General features: G+C 69.7%; 15 protein-coding genes. 6 read left to right on the top strand and 9 right to left on the bottom strand.

Annotation, left to right across the window (positions count from 1 at the left end; genetic code table 11):
* Positions 1-23: 23 nt before the first annotated feature.
* From AC07RM_RS37565 to AC07RM_RS37550, 4 genes are all read right to left on the bottom strand, one after another.
* Complete coding sequence (locus tag AC07RM_RS37565) at positions 24-1,031, bottom strand: TRAP transporter substrate-binding protein (RefSeq protein WP_495337718.1); 1,008 nt, start codon at positions 1,029-1,031, stop codon at positions 24-26.
* Between the two features lie 61 nt (positions 1,032-1,092).
* Complete coding sequence (locus AC07RM_RS37560) at positions 1,093-2,394, bottom strand: TRAP transporter large permease (RefSeq protein ID WP_208513005.1); 1,302 nt, start codon at positions 2,392-2,394, stop codon at positions 1,093-1,095.
* Complete coding sequence (locus tag AC07RM_RS37555; protein ID WP_495337717.1) at positions 2,391-2,957, bottom strand: TRAP transporter small permease; 567 nt, start codon at positions 2,955-2,957, stop codon at positions 2,391-2,393. The genes AC07RM_RS37560 and AC07RM_RS37555 overlap by 4 nt, the downstream gene beginning before the upstream one ends.
* 94 nt (positions 2,958-3,051) lie before the next feature.
* A complete protein-coding gene (locus tag AC07RM_RS37550; RefSeq protein WP_203202117.1) occupies positions 3,052-3,801 on the bottom strand; it encodes a FadR/GntR family transcriptional regulator in 750 nt (249 codons plus the stop codon).
* 171 nt (positions 3,802-3,972) lie between these two features.
* On the opposite strand from AC07RM_RS37550, the gene AC07RM_RS37545 reads away from it, so the two are divergent.
* The 5 genes from AC07RM_RS37545 to AC07RM_RS37525 all read left to right on the top strand — a co-directional run bounded on the left by AC07RM_RS37545 (position 3,973) and on the right by AC07RM_RS37525 (position 8,637).
* Entirely contained in the window at positions 3,973-5,712 is a 1,740-nt protein-coding gene (locus AC07RM_RS37545) for an IlvD/Edd family dehydratase (protein WP_093340055.1), read from the top strand.
* 8 nt (positions 5,713-5,720) lie between these two features.
* Entirely contained in the window at positions 5,721-6,632 is a 912-nt protein-coding gene (locus AC07RM_RS37540) for a 2-dehydro-3-deoxygalactonokinase (protein WP_495337716.1), read from the top strand.
* A complete protein-coding gene (locus AC07RM_RS37535; protein WP_495337715.1) occupies positions 6,629-7,270 on the top strand; it encodes a 2-dehydro-3-deoxy-6-phosphogalactonate aldolase in 642 nt (213 codons plus the stop codon). Before AC07RM_RS37540 ends, AC07RM_RS37535 begins: the two co-directional genes overlap by 4 nt.
* Before the next feature lie 35 nt (positions 7,271-7,305).
* Entirely contained in the window at positions 7,306-8,043 is a 738-nt protein-coding gene (locus AC07RM_RS37530; protein ID WP_495337714.1) for an aldolase, read from the top strand.
* Between the two features lie 279 nt (positions 8,044-8,322).
* Entirely contained in the window at positions 8,323-8,637 is a 315-nt protein-coding gene (locus AC07RM_RS37525; protein ID WP_495337713.1) for a hypothetical protein, read from the top strand.
* A 63-nt stretch (positions 8,638-8,700) separates the two neighbouring features.
* On the opposite strand, the gene AC07RM_RS37520 is transcribed toward AC07RM_RS37525, so the two are convergent.
* The 4 genes from AC07RM_RS37520 to AC07RM_RS37505 all read right to left on the bottom strand — a co-directional run bounded on the left by AC07RM_RS37520 (position 8,701) and on the right by AC07RM_RS37505 (position 12,795).
* Entirely contained in the window at positions 8,701-9,408 is a 708-nt protein-coding gene (locus AC07RM_RS37520; protein ID WP_495337712.1) for an SDR family oxidoreductase, read from the bottom strand.
* 34 nt (positions 9,409-9,442) lie between these two features.
* Positions 9,443-10,858 carry an MATE family efflux transporter gene (locus tag AC07RM_RS37515; protein ID WP_208513011.1) on the bottom strand — a complete coding sequence of 472 codons (1,416 nt, stop codon included), beginning with the start codon at positions 10,856-10,858 and terminating at the stop codon, positions 9,443-9,445.
* A 28-nt stretch (positions 10,859-10,886) separates the two neighbouring features.
* Positions 10,887-12,221 (bottom strand): MFS transporter, encoded by a 1,335-nt coding sequence (locus tag AC07RM_RS37510; protein ID WP_495337711.1) that lies wholly within the window; start codon positions 12,219-12,221, stop codon positions 10,887-10,889.
* A gap of 118 nt (positions 12,222-12,339) precedes the next feature.
* The gene (locus AC07RM_RS37505; RefSeq protein ID WP_431509730.1) at positions 12,340-12,795 is read right to left on the bottom strand and encodes a MarR family winged helix-turn-helix transcriptional regulator; all 456 of its coding nucleotides are present in this window, start codon (positions 12,793-12,795) and stop codon (positions 12,340-12,342) included.
* Between the two features lie 56 nt (positions 12,796-12,851).
* Between AC07RM_RS37505 and AC07RM_RS37500 the strand changes: the two genes are divergently transcribed.
* On the top strand, positions 12,852-13,400 hold the full coding sequence (locus tag AC07RM_RS37500) for a PaaI family thioesterase (RefSeq protein ID WP_495337710.1): 549 nt from the start codon (positions 12,852-12,854) through the stop codon (positions 13,398-13,400).
* Positions 13,401-13,427: 27 nt separating this feature from the next.
* Here AC07RM_RS37500 and argC read toward each other — a convergent pair whose 3' ends face one another.
* On the bottom strand, positions 13,428-14,357 hold the full coding sequence (gene argC, locus AC07RM_RS37495; protein ID WP_495337709.1) for an N-acetyl-gamma-glutamyl-phosphate reductase: 930 nt from the start codon (positions 14,355-14,357) through the stop codon (positions 13,428-13,430).
* Positions 14,358-14,376: the final 19 nt, after the last annotated feature.

The raw sequence follows: 14,376 nt of genomic DNA, 5'->3' as shown, positions 1-14,376 counted from the left end.
AGCGCAGCCGGCCCGCGGAAGGCTCAACCGCCGCGCGCCTTCTTCAGCGCGTCCATCACCACGTTGACGGCCTCGGGGCCGATGGCCGGCACGTTCTTGTCGTACACCGGCTTCACCTTGTCGAGCATGCGCTTCTGCTCGGCCGGCGAGACCTCGTTGACCGTCATCGTCTTCTTGAGGCTGGCGAGCGACTTCTCGTTGAGCGCGCGATTGGCGGCGCGCTCCACCTTCTGGCCCTCGACCGCGGCCTCGCGCAGCACCGCCTGCTCCTCGGGCTTGAGCTGGTCCCAGAGCTTCTTGCTGTAAAGCACCAGGAACGGCGTGTAGGCATGGCGCGTCACGCTCAGGTACTTCTGCACCTCGCTGAACTTCGAGGTCTCGATGGTCACGAAGGGATTCTCCTGGCCGTCGATGGTGCGCGTCTCGAGCGCGGTGAAGATCTCGCCGAAGGCCATCGGCACGGCGTTGGTGCCCAGCGTCTTGAACGAGTCGAGGAAGATGTTGTTCTGCATCACGCGCACCTTGATGCCCTCGAGGTCCTCGACCTTGGCCACCGGCCGCTTGCTGTTGGTGAGGTTGCGGAAGCCGTTCTCCCAGTAGGCCAGGTTCACCAGCCCCGCGGCCTCGAGCTTCTTGTTGAAGTACTCGCCGGCCGGGCCGTCGAGCACCGCGTCGGCCTCCTTCTCGTTGTTGAACAGGAACGGCAGGTCGAACACGCCGAGTTCCTTCACGATGCCCACCAGCGGCGAGGACGAGGTGCACACCATCTCCTGCGTGCCCGCGCGCAGCGCCTGCGTGGCCGGCAGGTCGCCGCCGGCCGCGCCGCCCCAGAAGGCGACGATCTTCATCTTGCCGCCGGTCTTGGCGGCCAGCACCTCCTGCATCTTCTTCACGCCCAGGCCCACGGGGTGGTCCTCGTTCACGCCGTTGGTGAACTTGATGGTGCGTTCGGCGAACTGGGCGAAGGCCGGCGTGGCCGCCATCAGGGCCGCGGCGGTCGCTGCCGCCACGAGGGTTCTGCGCTGGATCATGGTCTGTGTCTCCTACTTCTTGGGTGATGAACGAACGGACGGGAAACTCTGCGGAACGCCCTCAGCGCGCCAGCCACCACGACAGCGGCACGGTGACGATCTGCGGGAAGAACACCAGCGCGAACAGCACGATGAGCTGCGCGATCAGGAAGGGCATCACGCCCTTGAAGGCATCGTCCATGGTGATGCGCGCCACGCCGCACACCACGTTGAGCACGGTGCCCACCGGGGGCGTGATCAGGCCGATGGCGTTGTTCATGATGAACAGCACGCCGAAGTACACCGGGTCGATGCCGGCCTTGAGCACCACCGGCATCAGCACCGGCGTGAGAATCAGCACGGTGGGCGTGAAGTCGAGCGCGGTGCCCACGATGACGATCAGCACCATCATCATCAGCATCAGCAGCGTCTTGTTGCCCATGAAGGGCTCGAGCATCCGCGTGACCTCGCCCGGGATGTCGGCCACCGTGATGAGCCAGGCGCTGACCATGGCCGCGGCCACCAGGAACATCACGACCGCGGTGGTCTTGCCGGCCGCCAGCGTGAGGCGGTAGAGCATCGAGACCTTGAGCTCGCCGTAGACGAACATGCCGACCACGAACGAGTACACCGCCGCCACCACGGCCGCCTCGGTCGGCGTGAAGATGCCGAACTTCATGCCGCCGATGATCACCACCGGCAGCGCGAGCGCGAGGCTGCCGCGCGCGGTGATCGCCAGCCGCTCGCCGAAGGGCACGCGCGGCGCGGCCTGCACCTTGTCGCGGCGCGCCACGATCCACCAGGCGATGCCGATCGCCACGCCCATCAGGATGCCCGGCACGATGCCGGCGAGAAAGAGCTTGGTGATCGAGACGTTGCCCGCCACGCCGAAGACGATGAAGCCGATCGACGGCGGGATCACCGGCGCGATGATGCCGCCCGCGGCGATCAGGCCGGCCGAGCGGTTGGTGTCGTAGCCCGCGCGGTTCATCATCGGGATCAGCAGCGCCGCGAGCGCCGCCGTGTCGGCCACCGCCGAGCCCGAGATCGAGGCCATGATGATCGCGGCCACCACCGCCACGTAGCCCAGGCCGCCGCGGAAATGGCCGACCCAGGCCATCGCCATGTCGACGATGCGCCGGCTCAGCCCGCCCGCCGTCATGAATTCGCCGGCCAGCAGGAAGAAGGGCACGGCCAGCAGCGGGAAGTTGTCGGCGCCGTCGACGAAGCGCTGCGCGATGATCTGGCTGTCGAAGGCCGGCAGGCCGCCGGTGTAGGCCAGCCAGCCCATGAGCGAGACGCCGCAGACCAGCAGCGCATAGGCGATCGGCATGCCGATCGCCATGGCGGCGAGCAGCGAGACGATGAAGACCGTGACCGTCATCGCGCACCTCCCGCGGTGCCCGAAGCGGGAGCGGTGGCGGCGGCGGGCTCGGGCGCCACGTCCTCCGACTCCATCACCTGCACCAGTTCCTCTTCGGAGACGCGGCCGGTGGCCAGGCGCCACAGCTTGTTGAGGTTGATGATGCCCATCACCACCGACACCACGTAGCCGATGCCGTAGACCCAGATCATCGAGATGCCGACCACCGGCGAGACGTTGGTGCGCTGCAGCTCGTGCATCTCGAAGGTGCCCATGAAGAACAGCACGTTGCAGAACAGCATGAGCAGCTGGTTGAGCACGAAGCAGAGGGTCTTGCCCAGCCGCGGCAGGCGGCGGATCAGCGTGTCGACGCCGAGGTGCGCGCCGTCGCGCATCGCGACCATGGCCCCGATGTAGGTGAGCCAGATGAAGCAGTAGCGCGACATCTCGTCGGACACCGTGATGCCCGAGTTGAAGCCGTAGCGCAGCACCACGTTGCCGAACACCATGACGACCATCGCCACCATGCATGCGACCACGAGGAATTCCAGCACCCGGAAGAATCCGTCGATCAACCTCTTCATTCGATGTCTCCTGTTGCCCTTGTGTTGTTGTTCGCTTGTTCCGTCGTTGCGCGGCTGCGCGCGCGGCCTCCTGCCGCCTCGTCGCCTTCGCCTGCTAGAGCGCGAAGGCCTTGAGCTGGGTCGCGGGTCGGCTGATGCGCGGGATCTTGCGGCGCGAGGCCAGCACCGTCTCGATGTCCTGGCGCGCGCCGTCGATCAGCACCAGCACCGCCTTCTCGGCGCGTGCCGGGTTGCGCGCGATCACCGCGTCGAGCACCGCGCGGTGCAGCGGCAGCGAGCTCGCGGGACCGTTCTTGCGCGTGGTCGAGATCTCGAAGCTGGTGCGCAGCAGCGCGCCGAGCGCGCGGCTCATCTGCACCAGCATGCGGTTGTGGCTGGAGCGGATCAGCCCCTGGTGGAAGCGCAGGTCGGGCGTGATGTAGTCGCCGCCGAACTCGATGGCCTGCTTCATGCCGGCGTAGGCCTCCTCCATGTCGGCGATGTCCTCGGGCGTGGCGCGCGAGGCGGCCAGCGCCACCGCGGCCGGCTCGACCACGCGGCGCAGGTCCTGCAGGTCGCGCAGGAACTCGATCGACAGGCCGGCCTGCGTCTGCCACACGATGACGTCGGCATCGAACCAGTTCCACTGGTCGGGCGGCTGCACGCGCGTGCCGACCTTGGGGCCGGTGGTGACCAGGCCCTTGGCGATCAGCGACTTGATGGATTCGCGCACCACGGTGCGGCTCACGCCGAGCTCCTCGCACAGGATCGGCTCGGGCGGGATCGCGGCGCCGGGCGCGTAGCGGCCCGCGACGATGTCGCTGCCGAGCCGATCGACCGTGTTGCCGTGGACGTTCTTGATCATGCGAAGCCGTTGGTTGTGCGACGCGGCCAAGGCCGCCCGGCGCGCCCCGCTCGCTCGGAAACCCTGAGCGCCCCGCCAGGACAGCGCGCTTATCATATGATGATTGAAAATGCGGTTCGGCAGGACAAACCCTGACCCCGCGGCACCTTCCCGCAACCGGAGACACCCTCGATGAGCACCCCTCCCAAGAAGAAGAATCCCGAAGAGCTGCGCAGCCAGCAGTGGTTCGGACGACACGACCGCGACGGCTTCATCTACCGAAGCTGGATGAAGGGCAAGGGCGTGCCGCACGACCAGTTCGACGGCCGCCCGGTCATCGGCATCTGCAACACCTTCAGCGAACTCACGCCCTGCAACTCGCACTTCCGCACGCTCGCGGAGCAGGTGAAGATCGGCGTCTACGAAGCCGGCGGCTTCCCGCTCGAGTTCCCCGTGATGTCGCTCGGCGAGACCCTGCTGCGCCCCACCGCCATGCTCTATCGCAACCTCGCGAGCATGGACGTGGAGGAAAGCATCCGCGGCAATCCGCTCGACGGCGTGGTGCTGCTCATGGGCTGCGACAAGACCACGCCCGCGCTGATGATGGGCGCGGCCAGCGTCGACCTGCCGACCATCGGCGTGTCGGGCGGCCCGATGCTGTCGGGCAAGTGGCGCGGCCAGGAGCTGGGCTCGGGCACCGGCGTGTGGCAGATGAGCGAGCAGGTGCGCGCCGGCACGCTCAAGCTGCAGGACTTCTTCGAGGCCGAGAGCTGCATGCACCGCAGCCACGGCCACTGCATGACGATGGGCACCGCGAGCACCATGGCCAGCATGGTCGAGTCGCTGGGCATCGGCCTGCCGGGCAACGCGGCCTACCCGGCCGTCGACGGCCGCCGCAACGTGCTCGCGCGCGAGGCGGGCCGGCGCATCGTCGGCATGGTCCACGAGGACCTGAACATGTCGAAGATCCTCACGCGCCAGGCGATCGAGAACGCGATCAAGGTCAACGCCGCGATCGGCGGCTCGACCAACTTCGTGATCCACCTGCTGGCGATCGCCGGGCGCATCGGCGTCGAGCTCACGCTCGACGACTTCGACCGCCTGGCCTCCGAGCTGCCCTGCATCCTGAACCTGCAACCCTCGGGCCAGTTCCTGATGGAGGACTTCTGCTATGCCGGCGGCCTGCCGGTGGTCATCAAGGAGATCGCCGACCACCTGCACAAGGACATCCTCACCGTCACTGGCCGCAGCGTGTGGGAGAACGTGAAGGACGCCGAGAACTACAACCCGCAGGTGATCCGCACCCAGGCCGAGCCCTTCAAGGACAAGGCCGGCATCTGCGTGCTGCGCGGCAACCTCGCGCCCAACGGCGCGATCATCAAGCCCAGCGCGGCCACGCCCGAACTGCTGGTGCACAAGGGCCGCGCGGTGGTGTTCGAGAGCGCCGACGACCTGCACCGCCGCATCGACGACGAGAACCTCGACATCGACGAGCACTGCGTGATGGTGCTCAAGAACTGCGGCCCCAAGGGCTACCCCGGCATGGCCGAGGCCGGCAACATGCCGCTGCCCCCCAAGGTGCTGCGCAAGGGCATCACCGACATGGTCCGCATCAGCGACGCGCGCATGAGCGGCACCGCCTACGGCACCGTGGTGCTGCACACCGCGCCCGAGGCCGCGGCCGGCGGTCCGCTGGCGCTGGTGCAGGACGGCGACATCGTCGAGCTCGACGTGCCGAACCGCAAGCTGCACCTGCACGTGAGCGACGAGGAACTGGCGCGCCGGCGCGCCGCCTGGGTCGCGCCGAAGGCACCGCTCGATTCGGGCTACTGGAAGCTCTACGTCGACACCGTGCTGCAGGCCGACGAAGGCGCCGACCTCTCGTTCCTGCGCGGTCGCCGCGGTGCCTTCGTGCCGCGCGACAACCACTGATGGCGGCGATGACGGGTCCGCTGGTCGCGGTCGACTGGGGCACGAGCTCGCTGCGCGGCGCGCTGATCGCGGCCGACGGCACGGTGCGCGAGGAACGCAGCGACGCACGCGGCATCCTCGCGGTGCCCGCGGGCGGTTTTCCCGCGGTGTTCGAGGCGCTGTTCGGCGACTGGATGCGCGAGCGCGGCGCGCGCTGCCTGATCTCGGGCATGGCCGGCAGCAAGCAGGGCTGGGTCGAGGCACCCTACTGCGCCTGCCCCGCGGGCCGCGTCGAGGTCGGCCGCAGCATCATCGGCATCGACGCCATTCCCGGCCAGCGCATCGCGATGGTGCCGGGCCTGCGCGACGAGCACGACGGCGTGCCCGACGTGATGCGCGGCGAGGAGGTGCAGATCTTCGGCGCGCTGTCGCTGCTGGGCCGCGACGAGGGCCTGTTCGTGCTGCCGGGCACGCACAACAAGTGGGCCATGGTGAAGAAGGGCCGCGTGACCGGTTTCCGTACCTTCATGACCGGCGAGTTCTATGCGCTGCTGAGCCAGCACTCGATCCTCGCGCGCACGCTCGATGCGTCGGCACCGCTCGACGAGGCCGCGTTCGTCGAGGGCGTGACCCGCGCCGACAACGGCCAGGGCCTGCTGCACAACGCCTTCGGCGCGCGCACGCTGGCGCTGTTCGATCGCATGCCGCGCGCCGAGCTCGCGAGCTATCTCTCGGGCCTGCTGATCGGCGAGGAGCTGCGCACCCAGTCGCTGCAGGCCGCGGGCGAGGTGGTGCTGATCGGCTCGCCCGCCCTCACCCAGCGCTATGCGCTCGCGCTGCGCGCCAGCGGCACGGCCACGCGCTCGCTGGGCGCCGAAGCCACCTGGGCCGGGCTGCATGCGCTGTCCGGCTTCCTCGATTCCTCCGCCACCCCATCATGACCACGCCCTTCGACAAATTCGACGCCGCCCTGCGCACCTTGCCGCTGGTGGCCATCCTGCGCGGGCTCGCGCCGCATGAAGCCGATGCCGTCGGCGACGCCATCGTCGAGCCGGGCTTCCAGCTGCTCGAGGTTCCGCTCAATTCGCCGCAGCCGCTCGACAGCATCGCGCGGCTGCGCGCGCGCTTCCCGCAGGCGCTGGTCGGTGCCGGCACGGTGCTCGATGCGCAACAGGTGCGCGAGGTGCAGGCGGCCGGCGGCGAGCTGATCGTGTCGCCGAACTTCGATGCCGCCGTGGTGCGCGAGGCCGCCCGCCTGGGCCTGGTGTGCCTGCCCGGCGTGATGACCCCGACCGAGGCCTTCGGCGCGCTCGCCGCGGGCGCCACCGGGCTCAAGCTGTTCCCGGCCGAGCTGGCCTCGCCCGCGGTGGTGAAGGCGCTGCTGGCCGTGCTGCCGCGCGGCACGCCGCTGATGCCCGTGGGCGGCATCACGCCCTCGAACATGACCGAATGGCGCGAGGCCGGTGCTTCCGGCTTCGGCATCGGATCGGCGCTGTTCAAGCCCGGCAAGAGCGCGCAGGCCGTGCGCGACGATGCGCAGCGCTTCGTCGCCGCGTACACGGGCACGACGCGCGCCTGATTCGATTCCCCCACGCAGAACACCAGAGGATCACGATGTCCGCCGAAGCCGACTACGCCAGCCCCGAAGTGCGCCAGCTGCGCGAAGACCTCGCGCTCGCGCTGCGCGCCGCCGCCCATCACGGGCTGTCGGAAGGCGTGTGCAACCACTTCAGCGTGATGCTGCCGGGCCGGCAGGACCGCTACCTGATCAACCCGCGCGGCCTGCACTGGAGCGAGATCGGCGCCGACGACATCGTGCTGATCGACGTGCGCGGCGAGGTGCTCGCGGGGCGCCACCGCGTGGAGCCCACCGCCCTCTTCATCCACGGCGCGGTGCACCGCATCGCGGGCCATGCGGTGGTGCTGCACTGCCACATGCCCTATGCCACCGCGCTCACCATCACGGTAGACCGCGCGCTCGATCCGACCGCGAGCCAGAACGCGATGCGCTACATCGACCGCATCGCCGTCGACCGCGAATACAACGGCCTGGCGCTCGACGACGCCGAGGGCGAGCGCATCGCGCGCGCGATGGCCGGCAAGGACGTGGCCTTCCTCGCGAACCACGGCGTGATCGTGGCGGGCGCGACCATCGCCCATGCCTACGACGACCTCTACTACCTCGAGCGCGCCTGCCTGCACCAGGTGATCGCGCAGTCGACCGGCCGCCCGCTGGCACCGGTGAACCGCGAACTGGCCGCGCGCGTGGCGGCGCAGATCCAGGGCGAGCGCGAGCAGTCCGACCTGTTCTTCGAGGCGCTGCGGCGCATGCTGCCGGCACCGCGCGGCTGAGCCTTTTCGCGCCCTTTCCTGTCGCCATGCGGCGACAACGGCGGCCTCTTTGTGTCGAGGCGTTTCCCGTGCTTTCAATTGCCTTGCGGCGGTGGCCGCGGCGCGTTACGTCTTGCCCTGGACGCGGCATTCGCGCGGGCAGAATCCGCCCGGTCGCCGTGAGCGAAGTCCTACGCCCCGGCGTTACAGCGCTTCATCGGATTTCGCCCGCGCCTTACACAGCGTTGACATGAACGCGGGAGGATGACACCCATCAACAACCACTCCCCTGGAGTTGCCATGAAAAAGCTCACCTTCGCATTCGGCGCCGCGGCCCTCCTCTCGCTGGCGGCGATCAGCGCTCCGGCCCAGGCGCAGAGCGGCCCCTTCATCCAGGCCCAGGTCTACGTGACCCCGGCACCGCCGCATCGCCACTACGACCGCCGCTACTACGCGCCCCCGCCGCCGCCCCACTACCACCCGGGCTACCACCGCGACGACCGCTACTACCGCCATGACCGCTACGACGGCCGCCGCTACGGGCGCCGCGACAACGACGGCGACGGCGTGCCGAACCGCTACGACCGCCGGCCGAACAATCCGTACCGCTATTGACGCGGTCGTCTCCAGAAACGAAGAAGCCGGGCCTCGAGCCCGGCTTTTTCATGGCCGCCGCGTTCAGGCCGCGGGCACTTGCGCGTAAGGCGGCGCGTCGCTCGAGAAGCCCTGCTTGAGCCCGCGCGAAATCGCGTCGGCCAGCACCTCGGGCAGGCCCTTCTCGACGCCCTCGTAGGCCAGCCGCGCCACCTCGTCGGGCGAGGTCTTCGGCGCATCGACGTGCGCGGCCATGTCGGTGTCCATGTAGCCCACGTGCACGCTGACCACCTGCGTGCCCTGGCCAGCGAGTTCGTTGCGCAGGCCGTTGCTCAGCGACCAGGCGGCCGACTTGGTGGCGCTGTAGGTCGCCACGCTCGGGAAGGTGGTCCAGGCCAGCGCCGACAGCACGTTGACGATGGCACCGCCGCCGTTGGCCGCCAGCACCGGCGCGAAGGCGCGCGACAGCGCCCAGGGGCCGAAGAAGTTGGTCTCGAGCTCGGCGCGCGCGGCCGCCACCGAGTCGGGCCCGAGCAGGTTCGAGCCGCGCGAGATGCCGGCGTTGTTGACCAGCACCGACACGTCGCCGCAGGCGCGCACCGCGGCCTCGATCTGCGCCGGCTGGGTCACGTCGAGCGCCACCGGCACCACGCCGGCCAGGGTGATGGTCTGGGGGTCGCGCGCGGCGCCGTAGACCTTGCGCGCACCGGCCGCGAGCGCGGCCTTGGCGAAGGCGAGCCCCAGGCCGCGGTTGGCGCCGGTGATGAAGACGACCGAATCCTTGATGTTCATGGGAGCCCTTTCGAAGTTGGACGAGAAAAACGCTTCAGGCCTGCGCCATGCGCCGCAGCAGCCCGCTGGTGGTGCGCGGCCAGCCGACGCGGCCGAACCAGGCGCCGCCCGCGATCGCCGAGCCGATGACCAGGCCGTAGACCACGAGCGCGATGCCCTGGGCCGCGAACACGCCCGTGAGCCCCGCGCCCCAGCGCAGCGCCAGCCAGCCGCCGATGCCCGCCACGGCCAGCCGCGCGAGGTTGCCGATCACCGGCCACAGCAAGCGGCCCGCGCCCTGCGAGGCGAAGTACAGCACCAGGCCGACGCCGAAGAAACCATAGAGCGGGCCCACCACGCGCAGGTAGTGGATGCCGGTGTCGAGCATCGCGGTGTCGTGGCCGAACAGCATCAGCCACGGCCGCGGGAACAGCGCGGCCAGCAGGCCGATGGTCTCGGCCAGCGTGAAGGCCAGCGCGGCGCCGATCCAGGTGGCGCGCAGCGCGCGCTCGCGCTGGCCCGCGCCCATGCAGGTGCCGACCATCGCGACCAGCGGCGCGCCCAGGCCGAACACCAGCGGCACCAGCAGGTACTCGAGCCGCGAGGCCGTGCCGTAGCCGGCCAGGGCCTCGGGACCGAAGTGGCCGGTGAGCGCGGTGGCGATGCCGATCGAGAGGTTGGTGGCCACGGTCGACACCGTGCCCACAAGGCCGACGCGCAGGATGTCGCGGAAGAAAGGCCAGCGCAGCTTGAGCGCAGCCAGTGCGGGCTTGAGCAGGCTGCGCGGCGAGCGCAGGTAGACGATCAGCGCGATCGAGCCCAGCAGGTAATACAGCAGCAGCGCCATCGCGCCGCCCGCGATGCCCATGCCCGGCAGCGGGCCCCAGCCGAAGATCAGCAGCGGCGAGGCGGGGATCAGGAACACCACGCCCACCACCGTGACGTTGGCCGGCACCGCCATGTTGCCGGTGCCGCGCAGGATGGCCGACAGCGAATTGAACAGCCACACCAGCACCGCGCCCGAGAACACCCAGTTGGAATAGGTCAGGGCCGCCTCGAGCGCCGGGCCGCTGCCGCCCATGATCCCGTAGAGCCAGCGGCCGCCGAACAGCAGCGCGAGCGAGAACAGCACGCCGAAGCCCAGCGCGATGACGATCGCATGCCACACCAGCGAGTCGGCATCGGCGCGGCGGCGCGCGCCGAGCGCGCGCGCGATGGCCGAGGAGATGCCGCCGCCCATGGCGCCGCTCGAGGTCATCTGCATCAGCATCACGATCGGGAACACCAGCGCCATGCCGGCCAGCGCGTCGGTGCCGAGCTTGCCGACGAAGTAGGTCTCGATCAGGCCGACCGAGGCCTGCGCCACCATCACGAGGACGTTGGGCGCGGCCAGCTTCAGCAGCGTGGGAACGATGGGCGCCTCGAGCAGGCGGCGGGTGCGCGGATCGAGATCGGCGGCGGAAGCGGTCATGGCCGGGGGCTCCGTGGCATGGGGACGATCAGGCGCGGGCCGTGGCGGGCTGGCCCGCGGCGGAAGGCGTCGCGGGTGCGCCGCCGGCCTTGGGCGCTGCCGGACGGCGGATCGCCATCACCATCAGCGCCGCCAGCAGGCAGGCCGCGCCGGCGACGTAGAGCGCCGGGGTGTAGGTCAGCAGCAGCGTGCGCGCGAAGCCCGCGCCATAGGCCGCGGTGGCGGCGCCGAGCTGGTGCGCGGCGAACACCCAGCCGAACACCATGCCGACCTTGGCCGGGCCGAAGGTGGAGCCCGCGAGCTTGACCGTGGGCGGCACGGTCGCGATCCAGTCGAGGCCGTAGAACATCGCGAACAGGCCCAGGCCGTAGATGGTGAATTCCGAATGCGGCAGCCAGAACAGCGACAACCCGCGCAGGCCGTAGTACCAGAAGAGCAGCTTGCGGTTGTCGTAGCGGTCGGACAGCCAGCCCGAGAGGATCGTGCCCACGAAGTCGAAGGCGCCCATCATCGCGAGCACCGAGGCCGCGGGCACCGCGCCCATGCCGTTGTCGCCGCACAGCGAGATGAAGTGGGTCTGCACCAGGCCGTTGGTGCTCAGGCCGCAGATGAAGAAAGTGGCGGCGAGGATCAGGAAGGTGCGGTTGGTAGCGACCTCCTTGAGCACGCGGAACGGCGTGGCGAAGGTGATCGCCGCGGCGGGCGCGGCTGGTGCCTGCGGCGCATCGGGGGCTTCACCGAAGGGGCGCAGGCCGACGTCGGACGGCCGGTTGCGCATCAGGCAGAGCGCCAGCACGCCGATCAGCAGGCTGCCGACCACGATCGGCACGATGGCCGAGCGCCAGCCCCAGTGCTCGATCATCCAGGCCGCGACCGGCAGGAACGCGAGCTGGCCGGTGGCCGAGCTCGCCGTGAGCATGCCCACCACCAGCCCGCGGCGCGCCACGAACCAGCGGTTGGCCACCACCGCGCCGAGCACCAGCGCCGTCATGCCGGTGCCCAGGCCCAGCATCAGGCTCCACAGCACGAACAGTTGCCACAGCTGCGAGGCCATCGTCACCAGCGCCATGCCCATGCCGACCAGCGCGAGACCGGTGCAGATCACCGCGCGCAGGCCCCAGCGCTCCATCAGCACCGCGGCGAACGGGCCCATCAGGCCGAACAGCGCGAAGCGCAGCGCGAGCGAGGACGAGATCTGTTCGGTGCTCCAGCCGAACTCCTTGCCGAGCGGCTGCAGCATCGCGCCGGGCAGGCCCAGCGCGGCCGACATCGTCAGCATGGTCAGGAAGGTGATGGCGGCGACGATCCATCCGTAGTGGATGCCGCGGCGCTGCAGCCATGCGGAGACTTGGGTGGCGAACATGGGACCTCTGGAGGAATGGGTATGGAGGAATGGGAGAAAAGAGGGGCCTGGACCGCGGGGCCTGCGGGCGTTGGGGGCGTGGGGTGTGCGAGGAAAGGGAAGCCGGTGCGGGTGGGCGTCAGTCCAGCTCGCAGGCCTGGTCGTCCGCGCCGAGCAGCTCGAGTGATTCGTCGATCAGCAGATGCAGCGCGAGCACGCGCTCCACGCCCAGCAGCGCATTGAGCTTCTGCTGCGCCGTCTTCCAGTGGGCCAGCGCCTCGCGGCGCTTGGCCTCGCCGGCCTCGGTGAGCTGCACCAGGCGGCTGCGCGCATCGGCGCCCGCGCCCTGCGCGATCCAGCCCGCGGCGATCAGCGGCTGCAGGTTGCGGCTCAGCGTCGAGGGCGTCATCTTGAGTTCGCCCGCCAGGTCGACCGGGCGCGAGGGACCGAGCCGCGCCAGATGCGACAGCAGCGAGTACTGCGTGGTCTTGAGTCCGCTGCGCGACACCTCCGCGTCATAGTGCTGCGAGAGGCGGCGCGAGAGCTGGCGCACCTTGAAACTGGTGCAGCCGCGGGGCTTGGTGGGGGCGTCCATGGGCTATTATTGTAGCTGCAACTATTGCATATGCAACCAATTGGAGGAATGACCGCATGACCGAACCCCAGAACCTGCTCGAGACCTGGCTTGCCGAGGAGCGGGACATCATCGCGAAGCTCGAAGCCGGCCCGGGCCCCGGCGTGGCCCGCCCCGAGCAGGTGAACGGCAAGACCGGCCTCGAGATCATGCAGGCCATGCTGCGCGGCGACATCCCCTATGCCGCCATCGCCAAGACGCTGGACTTCACCGTCATCTCGGTCAGCCCCGGCGTCGCGATCTTCCAGGGCACCCCGCTGCCGCAGCACCTGAACCCGCTGGGCACCATCCACGGCGGCTGGGTCGCCACCCTGCTCGACTCCGCACTGGGCTGCTCGGTCCACACCATGATGCCGCCCGGTCGCAGCTACACCACGGCCGAGCTCGGCGTGAACTACGTGAAGGGCCTCACGCCGAAGGTGCAGCGCGTGCGCGCCGAAGGCAAGGTGATCCACTGCGGGCGGCAGCTCGCGACGGCGGAAGCGCGGCTGGTGGGCGCCGATGGCACGCTGTATGCGCATGCCACGACGACCTGCTTCGTGTTCGAGATTCCGGCGGGACGCTGAGCTTCGGGGTCCGGGTGGTCACCGGCGCTACAGCGCGGGCGCCAGGGCCCCAGCCATCAATCGCAGGTTCTGCACCGCCGCCCCCGCGGCCCCCTTGCCCAGGTTGTCGAGCACGGCGCTCAAGACGACCTGCCCCGTGCGCTCGTTGAAAGCCACCGCCAGACTCATGTCGTTCGTGCCGTTGTGGATCTGCGGATCCAGCTCGGTCAAGGGCGTATCGGAAGACATCGGCAACACCCGCACATGCGCCGCATCCAGATAGCGCTCGGCCAGGCATTCATGGATGCGCGCACCCGACACGCCGGCGGGAAGCAGCCGCGCATGCAACCCGATCGTCAGCACGATTCCCTGCCGATAGCTGCCGTAGGCCGGCACGAAGAGGGGCCGCTGCGACAGGCCGGCGTAGGCCTCGATCTCCGGCACATGCTTGTGCTCGAGCGCGAGCCCATAGACCGTCAATGAATGCGCGCCAGCGCCGGCCTCGTGCGCTTCCGCGCCCGCCCGGCCCTGGCCCGAATAGCCCGAGACGGCGTGGATGACCAGCGGATAGTCGGCGGGCAGCAGACCCGCGTCCGTCAGCGGCCGCAGCAGCGCGATCGCGGCCGTGGGATAGCAGCCGGGATTCGTGACCCGCGATGCCGCGGCAATGCGTTCGCCCTGCCCCGCAGCCAGCTCCGGCAAGCCGTAGACCCAGCCGGGGCTGGTGCGATGCGCCGAGCTCGCATCGATGACGCGCACCGACGGGTTCTCGATCATCGCCACCGCGTCGCGCGCCGCCGCATCGGGCAGGCACAGGATCGCGATGTCGGCCTCGTTGAGCGCGGCGCGACGCGCGGCCGGGTCCTTGCGCAGGGGAGTGGGCAGGGTGCGGATGCGGAATTCCCCGCCGCGCAGCCGGTTCTGCAGATCGAGGCCGGTGGTGCCCTGATCGCCGTCGATGAAGAGGTTGAGGTCCATGGAGCGAGATCGTAGGGAC

This window comes from Variovorax sp. GW821-FHT09B05, assembly GCF_059418265.1.
This window is presented reverse-complemented; position numbering and strand designations above follow the sequence as displayed.

What these genes read in the sequence shown, in the direction of transcription:
- AC07RM_RS37565 (WP_495337718.1), bottom strand. Translation starts at nt 1,031, where the DNA reads ATGATCCAGCGCAGAACCCTCGTGGCGGCAGCGACCGCCGCGGCCCTG.
- AC07RM_RS37560 (WP_208513005.1), bottom strand. Translation starts at nt 2,394, where the DNA reads ATGACGGTCACGGTCTTCATCGTCTCGCTGCTCGCCGCCATGGCGATC.
- AC07RM_RS37555 (WP_495337717.1), bottom strand. Translation starts at nt 2,957, where the DNA reads ATGAAGAGGTTGATCGACGGATTCTTCCGGGTGCTGGAATTCCTCGTG.
- AC07RM_RS37550 (WP_203202117.1), bottom strand. Translation starts at nt 3,801, where the DNA reads ATGATCAAGAACGTCCACGGCAACACGGTCGATCGGCTCGGCAGCGAC.
- AC07RM_RS37545 (WP_093340055.1), top strand. Translation starts at nt 3,973, where the DNA reads ATGAGCACCCCTCCCAAGAAGAAGAATCCCGAAGAGCTGCGCAGCCAG.
- AC07RM_RS37540 (WP_495337716.1), top strand. Translation starts at nt 5,721, where the DNA reads ATGACGGGTCCGCTGGTCGCGGTCGACTGGGGCACGAGCTCGCTGCGC.
- AC07RM_RS37535 (WP_495337715.1), top strand. Translation starts at nt 6,629, where the DNA reads ATGACCACGCCCTTCGACAAATTCGACGCCGCCCTGCGCACCTTGCCG.
- AC07RM_RS37530 (WP_495337714.1), top strand. Translation starts at nt 7,306, where the DNA reads ATGTCCGCCGAAGCCGACTACGCCAGCCCCGAAGTGCGCCAGCTGCGC.
- AC07RM_RS37525 (WP_495337713.1), top strand. Translation starts at nt 8,323, where the DNA reads ATGAAAAAGCTCACCTTCGCATTCGGCGCCGCGGCCCTCCTCTCGCTG.
- AC07RM_RS37520 (WP_495337712.1), bottom strand. Translation starts at nt 9,408, where the DNA reads ATGAACATCAAGGATTCGGTCGTCTTCATCACCGGCGCCAACCGCGGC.
- AC07RM_RS37515 (WP_208513011.1), bottom strand. Translation starts at nt 10,858, where the DNA reads ATGACCGCTTCCGCCGCCGATCTCGATCCGCGCACCCGCCGCCTGCTC.
- AC07RM_RS37510 (WP_495337711.1), bottom strand. Translation starts at nt 12,221, where the DNA reads ATGTTCGCCACCCAAGTCTCCGCATGGCTGCAGCGCCGCGGCATCCAC.
- AC07RM_RS37505 (WP_431509730.1), bottom strand. Translation starts at nt 12,795, where the DNA reads ATGGACGCCCCCACCAAGCCCCGCGGCTGCACCAGTTTCAAGGTGCGC.
- AC07RM_RS37500 (WP_495337710.1), top strand. Translation starts at nt 12,852, where the DNA reads ATGACCGAACCCCAGAACCTGCTCGAGACCTGGCTTGCCGAGGAGCGG.
- argC (WP_495337709.1), bottom strand. Translation starts at nt 14,357, where the DNA reads ATGGACCTCAACCTCTTCATCGACGGCGATCAGGGCACCACCGGCCTC.